Consider the following 1520-nt stretch of genomic DNA (forward strand, 5'->3'; position numbering starts at 1 on the left):
CAAGGCCATGAAGTTATGGGTCTGGGTGTAGTTGCAAGTGGGGTCTGATCTGGGAGGACGCCGGACGTGAGAAGCGGAGCCCCGGTAGAACTGACTGGTCCGCCAAGACAAGCCGTTCACAGCACCGGAGGCTCCGCTGTCGGGTCAGTGTGTCATCACCCGCGAGATCGCGGTAGCTGAAGGTCTTTTCGCCCCTGGGCATCTGGGTGAGCTGACGCAGATCGTGCCCTTCGAGTTGGTCGACGCGGTGCTGGCCGAGTGCGGGGCGGCGCAGCAGCGGCTGCGGAAGCTGCCGGCCCGGGTGGTGGTCTACCTGCTGCTGGCCGCCGCCCTGTTCGAGGAGTGCGGCTACCCGACGGTGTGGGCCCGGTTGACCGCCGCTCTGGGCTCGCTGCCGATCCCGAGGGTTACGGGCACCGCTTTGTGGCACGCGCGATGTCGCCTCGGGGTCCGTCCGTTGCGGGCTCTGTTCGACCTGCTGCGCGGTCCGGCGAGCACGATCCGCACTGCCGGGGCCCGCTGGGCGGGCATGCTGGTGGTCGCCGTCGACGGCACGTACCTGGACGTCGCCGACGACCCGGACGTGCGGGCCCGGCTGGGCAAGGGCTCCAACCAGTACACCGCCGCCTCCGGGTATCCACAGGTCTTGCTCGTCGCGTTGGTGGCGTGCGGCACCCGCGCGGTCATCGACGCGGTCTTCGGCCCCCGCAAACCGGGCGAGCCGGTCCTGGGACGGCGCCTGTTGCGCTCGATGCGCCCGGGCATGGTCGTGCTGCTGGACCGGGGATTTGCCACCAACGCCTTCCTCCAGGCCGTGGCGGATAGCGGTGCCGGCTTCCTGGCCCGGCTCTCCGCCGTGCGCAAGCCGCCCGTCCTGCGCCGGTTCGACGACGGTTCCTTCCTGTCCCGGATCGGCTCGGTGGAGGTCCGCATCGTCGAGTGCGAGATCACCATCGCCACCACCGCCGGGCGGCACACCGGCGTCTACCGCCTCGCGACCACCCTGCTCGATCACCGCGGTTACCCGGCGTTCGAGCTGGTCAGGCTGTATCACGAGAGGTGGGAAGTGGAGTCCGCCTACTTCGCACTCAAGAAGTCCATGCTCGGCCGCCGCGTGCTACGGGCCCGCACCCTGCCCGGCATCGCACAGGAAATTTACGCGCTGCTGACCGTTTACCAGGTGATCAGGATCGCTATCGCCGACGCCACCGGCACCGTCCCGGAAACCGACCCGGACCGGGCCAGCTTCAGCGTCGCCCTGCAGGTCGCCCGCGACCAGGTCATCCAGGCCGCGGGCGTGATCACCGACACCACCATCGACCTCGTGGGCGCGATCGGCCGGGCGGTCCTGGACAATCTCATGCCCGCCCGCCGACTGCGCGTCGGCCCCCGCGCCGTGAAGCGGCCACTGTCCCGCTACGCCTACAAGAGCCTGCGCGTCGACCGCCACACCTACAAGGCCACCATCAGCATCGACATCCTGTTGACAGCACCCATCAGCCCATAACTTCATGGCCTTG

1 protein-coding gene is annotated in these 1520 nt (G+C 68.9%); it reads left to right on the top strand.

What is annotated here, in order from left to right:
• Window positions 1-202 precede the first annotated feature (202 nt).
• Window positions 203-1507: an IS4 family transposase gene (locus tag ACZ3TS_RS42965; RefSeq protein ID WP_467628700.1), complete on the top strand. Its 1305-nt coding sequence runs from the start codon at window positions 203-205 to the stop codon at window positions 1505-1507.
• Window positions 1508-1520 lie beyond the last annotated feature (13 nt).

This window comes from Streptomyces sp. NPDC022910, from assembly GCF_055561075.1.